Origin of the sequence: Acidisphaera sp. S103, assembly GCF_009765975.1 — a bacterium.
Classification (GTDB): domain Bacteria; phylum Pseudomonadota; class Alphaproteobacteria; order Acetobacterales; family Acetobacteraceae; genus Rhodopila.
The window spans coordinates 56,089-64,057 of sequence record NZ_LMUJ01000048.1; the positions used below are offsets into that span (position 1 = coordinate 56,089).

Genomic DNA, 7,969 nt, shown 5'->3' on the forward strand with positions numbered 1-7,969 from the left:
CAAGAAGATCCGTGATCGCGCGTTCCAAATGCCTCAGCGTGTTGCAGACCGTCACCAGATTGCAGAACGGGGCGTAGCGATACATGTCGGAATCGCCGGTGCCCCAGGCGGACCGGTATTCCGGGTTCAGCCAGATGATCCGTTTCGATCGTTGCGACAGGCGTCCGATGATGTCGGTCCGCGGGTCGGTGCGGTTGCCGCGTGCGTCGCCGAGGATGATCACGGTGGTTTTGTTGGTCACGTGATTCATCCAGCCGTCCTCGAAATCGGCAAACGAATTGCCGTAGTTCGAGGACCCGAAGCCGATCAGCGACATGATTTTGGTGATGGCTTCCTCGACCGGTTCCTTCTCCAGGATCTCCGACACTTCGATCAGGGAGCCGGCGAAGGCGAAGGAGCGGATGTCGGACAGCGCCTCATTGATCGCGTACATAAACATCAGCAGGAATTGCGCCATCGCGGCGACCGATCCGGAGACGTCGCACAGCACCATCACCCGCGGCTTTTCGATGCGTTTCTGTTTCCAGACCGTGATGAACGGGATGCCGCCCCAGCCCATGTTCCGCCGCAGCGTGCGCCGCGTGTCGAGCTGCCCGCGCAAACGCCGCCGCCGGGTCTTCGCATACCGAGCGGCGAGTTTTTTCGCCATCTGCCGCACCAGGATGCGCATCCGGTCGAGATCGCGTCGTTCCAGGTTGGACAGGCGTGCGGATTTCAGCAGTTCCTCTCGGAACTTTTCGGTGTCGCCCTTGGCGAACAGCAGCAGGTTCCGTTCCACGAAGTCGCGGACGGAGTCACGCAGCATCTCCACCTTGCCGTCGAGGAATTGTGCTCGTCCCAGTCCCTCCGGCGTCCCGGTCTGTCGCATCGCCTCGATGTCGCGTTCCAGCGCGCGCAGGCCCATGCGGTCGAGGATACGGCGGGCGTACAGGTTTTTCTGTGTGAAGAACCGGATGTTTTCGATGCCGGCCTCGCGCGCCGCCTGCTCCATTGCCGTTGCCAGGGTGGCACGGTCGTCGTCTGCCAGCAACGATCCGAGCGACTGGCCACCCTGCCCGCCCATGCCGTCGCCGCCGGCGCCGTTGGACGGGCTGGAGAATGGGTCCTGGTCGGATGTTTCGGGATCGGTTTCGTCGCTGCCGCCGGCGAATTCGTCACGCTTGAAATAAAGGTCGAAGACTTCGTCGTAGGCGGCTTTTTCGTCCGGTGTCTTGGCCAGCACCAGGCCTAGAGAGTCCTTCAGCACGTCTCGGTCCTCGAAGCCGACGAGATCGACTGTGCGAGCGGCATCGATCCCCTCGGCGGCCGAGACTTTCAGCCCGGCGCCGCGCGCGACCTGCAGGAAGCGCCGCAGCGGTTCACTGGCGGGCGCGGCCGTTACCACTAGGCGACCCCCGCGTCCTGCCTCGCCTTGTGCGTCAGGCCGGCGATCTGCTTGCCGGCGGCTTCGATGTCCGCCTCGAACTTCAGCAGCACGTTCAGCGTGTCGCGCACCAGATCGACCTCCAGCACCGAGGTGTGCAGCAGCAGCATGATCTTTGCCCAGTCGATCGTTTCGCTGACCGATGGCACTTTCTTCAGGTCCAGCGCCCGCAACTGCTGCACGAAACTGACCAACTGCTTCAGCAACCGGCCATCGATCCCCGGCACCCGAGACGCGATGATCTTCGCCTCCAGCTTGTCGTCCGGGAAGCCGATATGCAGATGCAGGCAGCGGCGTTTCAGCGCATCCCCCAGGTCGCGCGTGCTGTTCGACGTCAGCAGAACGATCGGCGGCACGATGGCGCCTACCGTGCCGATCTCCGGAATCGTCACCTGGTAGTCGGACAGAATCTCCAGCAGGAATGCCTCGAATTCCTGATCCGATTTGTCGATTTCGTCGATCAGCAGCACCGAACCGCCGGGTTCTTGCAGCGATCGCAGCAACGGCCGCGGCTCCAGGAACTGATGCGAGAAAAAAACGTCACCAAACGAATGCAGCTTGTTCAACGCGGTGGTCAGGTCGTCGGACTCGCCGATCACCGAGTTGATCTTGTCCTTCAGGATTTGGGTGTACAGCAACTGCTTGCCATACTTCCATTCATACAGTGCCTTGGACTCGTCCAGCCCCTCGTAGCACTGCATGCGGATCAGCGGCAGCTTCAGCCAGGACGCGACCGACTTCGCCAGCTCCGTCTTGCCGACACCGGCAGGCCCTTCCACCAGGATGGGCTTCTGCAGATGATGCGCCATGTAGATCGCTGTGGAGATCTGGCGGTTGGCGATATACCCGGCCTGGCCGAGACCCAATTCGACAGCGTCGATCGATCGCAGGGGCGAGTCCCCCAGCGGCAGCGCATCGTTCACGTCCAACTCCAAGCTACTGTGTAGTATCCCGATCGCATCGCCGGAGGCGATTGTCAAACTGTAGGAAGGTCGGGGCGCTGCCCCGAACCCCGCCAAGGGGCGAGGCCCCTTGGAACCAGGTCATTTGGGAAGGGGGTGGGAGGGGGCCACTCGGACATTGCTAACGTCTCGGTCGCCCCCTCCCACCCCCTTCCCAAAAATAATCGGGATCAAAGGGCCGCCGGCCCTTTGCGGGTCCGGGCAGAGCCAGGCCTTCCTACAGTTCGATCACCCCCCCGCGCAGGCCCTTGGTGACGGCTTCGGCTCTACTGGTGGCGTCCAGTTTGTTGAACAGGGCTTCCAGGTGAAATTTGACGGTGTGGACAGAGATTCCCAGGCGGCGGGCCATGGCTTTGTTGCTGAGGCCCTCGCTGATCAGCCCCAGGATTTCGCGTTCCCGCGGGGTCAGCAGGGGCATGTCGTCCGCCGGGGCGAAGCCGCGGGCTTCGGGCGCGGCGGTGGACCGGACCAGCAGGCCGGCGAAGACCGCGCGCAGGGCGGCATCCAGTTGTTCGGCGGTCGCGTCGGGTAACAGCACCCCGGCCGGTGCGCCGGTGGGGATGCCTGTGGTCAGGGCGACGACGGGTGCCTCCGCCTCCTTCGGCAAGGGGGTGGAGGTCCGGTCCATGTCGCACAGCTCCACATCCGGCGTTTCGTCGGTCAGGCTGTGGCCGGCGGCCTCGAGCATGGACGCCAGGCCGCGGCGGCGCACCGCGTCGGTCGCGTGGATTCGAACGCGAAGGCCGCCGGCGCCGCTCATGCGGCGGGACGAGCCGCGATGGTCACGCCGATCACTTGCACCGCGCCGGCGCGCAGGACACGCACCGTGGCGGTCTGGCCGATCCGGTCGGGGCCCAGCAGCATGGACAAGGCGCGGGGCCGGTTGACGGCGGTCCCGTCGATATCCAGCACGATATCCCCGGGCAGGATGCCGGCGGTCTCGGCGGGACCGCCGGAGGCCAGGCCCACAACCATCAGGCCGCTCTCGCGCCCGGTGGACTGGCGGAAACTGTCGGGAATCAGCACCGGTTGCAGACCAACGCCCAGCCAGGCTCGGGCGATGCGGCCCTCGGTCAGCAGCGGGTCGATGACGCGGGCCAGGGTTGCAGTCGGGATGACAATGGTCCGGCGCCGGGGGCCGGAGGTGGACATGCCGATCAGACCGCCTGCCAGCGACAGGACCGGGCCGCCTTCGTCGACGCCTAGCCGAACGTCCAGCCGGATCAGCGCATCGATGCGGCCGCCGGCCATGCTGTGCCAGGCGTCGCCCAGCGCATGCACCATCGCCAGCCGCCCGGTCGCATTGCCAGTATCATCGGCACCGACCAGCAGCCCCAGATTACCGACGCGGACCGCCCCTGCCGGCGCGGGCAGCGCCCCGTCCAGCGCGGTGTCCAGTTTCAGCACCGCGACGTTGGTCCCGGGATCGCGCCCGGCCAGTTTTGCGGCGACCGTCTGGCCGCCGCGCGTGACTCGCAACACCGAGGCGTCCTCAGGCAGCATCTGCTCCGACGCCACCACCACATCCGGGCGCCACAGGATGCCACTGGTCGACCGCTTGCCGGTGTGAACGCTGACGACCACAGGCGCGGCGGCGGCGATCCGGTCGGCGAGACCCTGGGAAAACTGCTCGATCATGTCCATGCCTCGATACCCTCCTTGCATGGTCCCACCCTGCACCGGTTCCGCCCCGTTCGGCATCGGGCGGATGACCGGGACGCCGCCCCGCCAGATGGCCGGGTGCCGCCGTGACCGCGGTATCCCCATTTGGGTGCCGAAAGGAAGACTTCCATGCCGCTCGATGCTCTCAGCGACGAACTCGATCCGTATTCCGCACAGGTGATGCAGGCGTTCGACCGTGTCGGGCCGGCGGTTGTGCATGTGATGGCCTTCGGCAAGGACGGAAGGCCAGCCGGGCAGGGGTCGGGCGTGATCTTTACCCCCGACGGCTACGTGCTGACCAACAGCCATGTCGTCGCCGGCGCCACGCGCCTGCAGGCCAGCCTGACCGACGGCCAGAGCTTTGACGCTGCCCTGATCGGCGACGACCCGGCGACCGACATCGCTGTGCTGCGGCTGTCGGGGACCGGGTTGCCGCACGCCGAACTTGGGGTTTCCGCGGCACTGAGGGTGGGACAACTGGTGGTCGCCATCGGCAATCCGCTGGGGTTCACCTGCACAGTGACGGCAGGCATCGTCAGCGCGCTGGGGCGGACATTGCGGACGCGCGCCGGAGGGCTGCTCGACAGCGTCATCCAGACCGATGCGCCGCTAAACCCGGGCAATTCCGGCGGACCGCTGGTGTCCGGCGCCGGGCGGGTCGTGGGCATCAACACGGCGATGATCGGACCGGCGCAGGGGATCTGCTTCGCCATTGGGATCGACACGGCGATCTGGGTGGCAACGCGGTTGATGCGGGACGGGCAAGTCCACCGGTCTCGGCTTGGGTTGTCGGCGCAGACCGTGCCGATCACCACGCGGGTCCGCCGGTTCCATGGGCTGGACCAGGCGACCGGAGTGATGGTCTCCGACCTGGTGGCGGACGATCCGGGCAAGCGGGCGGGCCTGCAAATGGGCGACGTGCTGGTATCCTTCGATGGCACCCCGGTCACTGGCGTGGACGATCTGCATCGGGCGCTGACGCAGGAGCGTGCGGGCGTGGAGGTGCCGATCCGGTTTCTGCGCCGAACCGAACTGCTGACGCTGCTGGTCACACCCCGCGAAACCTGAACGTCGCTCGGAATTCACTCGCCAGTCCGCCTGCCTTTTGGCCATATCCTCGTCGTCGACAGGGAAGCACCAGGAGGCCGGCATGACCGACGCGGACAAGATCGTTCTGTTTCATTCACCCAACTCGCGGTCCAGCGCGGCGCTGACGCTGCTGGAGGAGCTGGGTGCCCCGTATGAGCTTCGGGTGCTGAACATGCAGGCGGGGGAGCAACGGCAACCGGCGTACCTGGCGATCAACCCGATGGGCAAGGTGCCGGCGATCCTGCATGGCGACGTGCTGGTGACCGAACAGGTGGCGATCTATCTGTATCTGGGCGATCTGTTTCCGGGGGCCGGGCTGACGCCGGCGATCGGTGACAAGCGCCGCGGTTCGTATCTGCGCTGGATGGCGTTCTACGCCGGTTGTTTCGAGCCGGCGGTGGTGGACCGAGCGATGAAGCGCGAACCGGGGACGCTGGCGATGTCGCCGTATGGTGATTTCGACACTGTCATGGCGACGATCAACGCCCAGCTTCGTGCCGCGCCGTTCCTGCTGGGCGATGAATTTTCGGTCGCCGATGTGCTGTGGGGGTCCGCCATGATGTGGACCACCGGGTTCGGCCTGGTGCCGGAAACACCGGAGATCAAGGCGTATATCGAGCGCACGACCAACCGGCCGGCCGTGGCGCGGGTCAAAGAGCGGGATGCAGAGCTGTCCGCGCAGCATAAAGCGTCATCATAATGGAACAGCGGTGGCCGGATGGATTGGACCGATCTATTTGGGTGAATCCGAGCGATAAGGGTGGATCAATTCTTCCAGGATGCTGCCGATGAACGACGCCGCCGATACGAATTTCCCGATCACCGACCGGAACCGGATCCGCCGGCGGCATGAACGCGGCCGGTTCGACAAGGCGACGGTGTACGACATCCTGGACTCGGCGATGGTCGCCCATATCGCCTATGTCATCAACGGCCAGCCGTTCTGCACGCCGACAGGGTTCTGGCGGGAAGATGACGTGCTGTACTGGCACGGGTCCTCGGCCAGCCGGATGATCCGCAACCAGTCCGACGGCGTGCCGGTCTGCGTCACCGCCACGCATCTCGATGCCATCGTGCTGGCGCGCAGCGGCTTCCATCACTCGGTCAACTACCGCTCCGTCATGGCGTTCGGCACCGCCAGGCTGGTCACCGATGCGGCGGAAAAGACGCGGGCGATGGACGGGTTCGTGGACCGGTTCTTCCCGGGACGGTCGAAGGAAATCCGGCCGCCGAACGGGCAGGAAATCAAGGCGACCAGCTTCGTGGTGATGCCGATCGATGAGGCCTCGGGCAAGATCCGCTCCACCCATGTCTCGGATGAGGAGGAAGACTACGCCCTGCCGGTATGGACGGCGCGTATTCCGGTGCGGCAGGTGCTGGGTGAGCCGGAGCTGTGCCCGCGCCACTTGCCGGGGCTGGAGGTGCCGCCGGGGATGCGGGGCTACACCGAAGGGCGCAACCTGGATGAAGTGCTGCTGGAGGCGTATCGCATGGAGTATGGCACCCGCGATTGACATAAAGCGGTCCAATCGATCATGTGACGGGGCTTTTACAAACAGCCTGTTCGCAGGGTTCATGCGCGTCACACGATCGACCGGCCCGGAAACGGCCGTTTAGCCATGCTGCTCGTTATCGATGCCGGCAACACCAATATCGTGTTCGCGGTGCACGATCCGTCCGGCTGGCGCGGCGTCTGGCGCATCCGCACCGATGCGCAGCGCACCTCCGACGAATACGCCGTCTGGCTGAACAGCCTGCTGACGCTGTGCGATCTGAAGCGCGACCAGATCAGTGCGGCGGTGATCGGCACCGTGGTGCCCGCGGCGCTGTATCACCTGCGCCGGCTGTGCCGCGATTGGTTCAACGTCGAGCCGCTGGTCGCACGCGCCTCGTTGGACTGGGGCTTTGAGATCAAGATCGATCAACCGAATGAGGTCGGGGCCGACCGGTTGCTGAACGCTCTCGCCGGCCACCGGCATTTCGGCGGCCCGCTGATCGTCGTCGATTTCGGTACCGCGACCACCTTCGACGTGGTAGATGATACCGGTGCCTACCTCGGCGGCATCATCTGCCCGGGCATCAACCTCTCCCTCGAGGCCCTTCACCAGGCCGCTGCCCGTTTGCCGCGCATCGGCATCGGCCGGCCGCAGTCGGTGATCGGCCGTTCCACCGTCCCTGCCATGCAATCCGGCATGTACTGGGGCTATATCGGCCTGATCGAGGGCCTGCTGACACGGATCAAGACTGAATTCGGCGGCCCGATGAAGGTTGTCGCCACTGGCGGACTGGCCCCCTTGTTCGCCGAAGGAACCCTGATGATCGAGCACATGGCGCCCGATCTGACCCTGGATGGCCTGCGGATGTTGGCGGAGCGCAACCCAGCGCCCACATTACCCCGGGAGAGAACGCGATTGATTGAAACTGAATAACGGAACGAACCCTTAAGTATGGACTCTGAAACAGGCGAACTGGCCTTCCTGCCTCTGGGCGGGACGGGCGAAATCGGCATGAACCTCAACCTGTACCGGTGGCGGGAGGGGGGCACCGAAAAATGGTTGGCCATCGATTGCGGCATCGGCTTCGGCGGCAGCGAACTGCCCGAAGTCGAGGTCATGATGGCCGATCCGGGCTTCATCGCCGACCGCAAGGACAAATTGCTGGGTCTGGTGATCACCCATGCGCATGAAGATCACATCGGCGCGGTGGCTTGGCTGTGGCCGCGGCTGAAATGCCCGGTGTACTGCACGCCGTTCGCCGCCGCGGTGCTGCGCCGCAAGCTGGGTGAAAACGGCCTGAACAACCAGGTGAAGGTGCATGTCATCCCGACTGGCGG

General features: G+C 65.2%; 9 protein-coding genes. 5 read left to right on the forward strand and 4 right to left on the reverse strand.

Annotated features, from left to right (window positions below; all coding sequences use genetic code 11):
• The 4 genes from GSQ89_RS12815 to GSQ89_RS12830 form a co-directional block, all read right to left on the reverse strand.
• The coding region (locus GSQ89_RS12815; protein WP_158925676.1) for a VWA domain-containing protein at positions 1-1,384 on the reverse strand (1,384 nt) is incomplete at its 3' end.
• Positions 1,384-2,346, reverse strand: coding sequence for a MoxR family ATPase (locus tag GSQ89_RS12820; RefSeq protein ID WP_216856141.1), 963 nt, complete (start codon positions 2,344-2,346; stop codon positions 1,384-1,386). The genes GSQ89_RS12820 and GSQ89_RS12815, both read right to left, overlap by 1 nt.
• Positions 2,347-2,602: 256 nt before the next feature.
• Positions 2,603-3,145: a response regulator transcription factor gene (locus GSQ89_RS12825; RefSeq protein ID WP_158925678.1), complete on the reverse strand. Its 543-nt coding sequence runs from the start codon at positions 3,143-3,145 to the stop codon at positions 2,603-2,605.
• Entirely contained in the window at positions 3,142-4,029 is an 888-nt protein-coding gene (locus GSQ89_RS12830; RefSeq protein WP_158925680.1) for a S1C family serine protease, read from the reverse strand. Before GSQ89_RS12830 ends, GSQ89_RS12825 begins: the two co-directional genes overlap by 4 nt.
• Before the next feature lie 147 nt (positions 4,030-4,176).
• Between GSQ89_RS12830 and GSQ89_RS12835 the strand changes: the two genes are divergently transcribed.
• The 5 genes from GSQ89_RS12835 to GSQ89_RS39185 form a co-directional block, all read left to right on the forward strand.
• Positions 4,177-5,115: a S1C family serine protease gene (locus tag GSQ89_RS12835; RefSeq protein WP_158925682.1), complete on the forward strand. Its 939-nt coding sequence runs from the start codon at positions 4,177-4,179 to the stop codon at positions 5,113-5,115.
• Between the two features lie 82 nt (positions 5,116-5,197).
• Complete coding sequence (locus tag GSQ89_RS12840; protein ID WP_158925684.1) at positions 5,198-5,836, forward strand: glutathione S-transferase family protein; 639 nt, start codon at positions 5,198-5,200, stop codon at positions 5,834-5,836.
• 88 nt (positions 5,837-5,924) lie between these two features.
• Positions 5,925-6,650, forward strand: a complete 726-nt coding sequence (locus tag GSQ89_RS12845) for a pyridoxamine 5'-phosphate oxidase family protein (protein ID WP_158925686.1) — start codon at positions 5,925-5,927, stop codon at positions 6,648-6,650.
• Between the two features lie 105 nt (positions 6,651-6,755).
• Entirely contained in the window at positions 6,756-7,565 is an 810-nt protein-coding gene (locus GSQ89_RS12850) for a type III pantothenate kinase (protein ID WP_158925688.1), read from the forward strand.
• An 18-nt stretch (positions 7,566-7,583) separates the two neighbouring features.
• On the forward strand, positions 7,584-7,969 hold a 386-nt coding region (locus GSQ89_RS39185; RefSeq protein WP_158925690.1), incomplete at its 3' end, for an MBL fold metallo-hydrolase.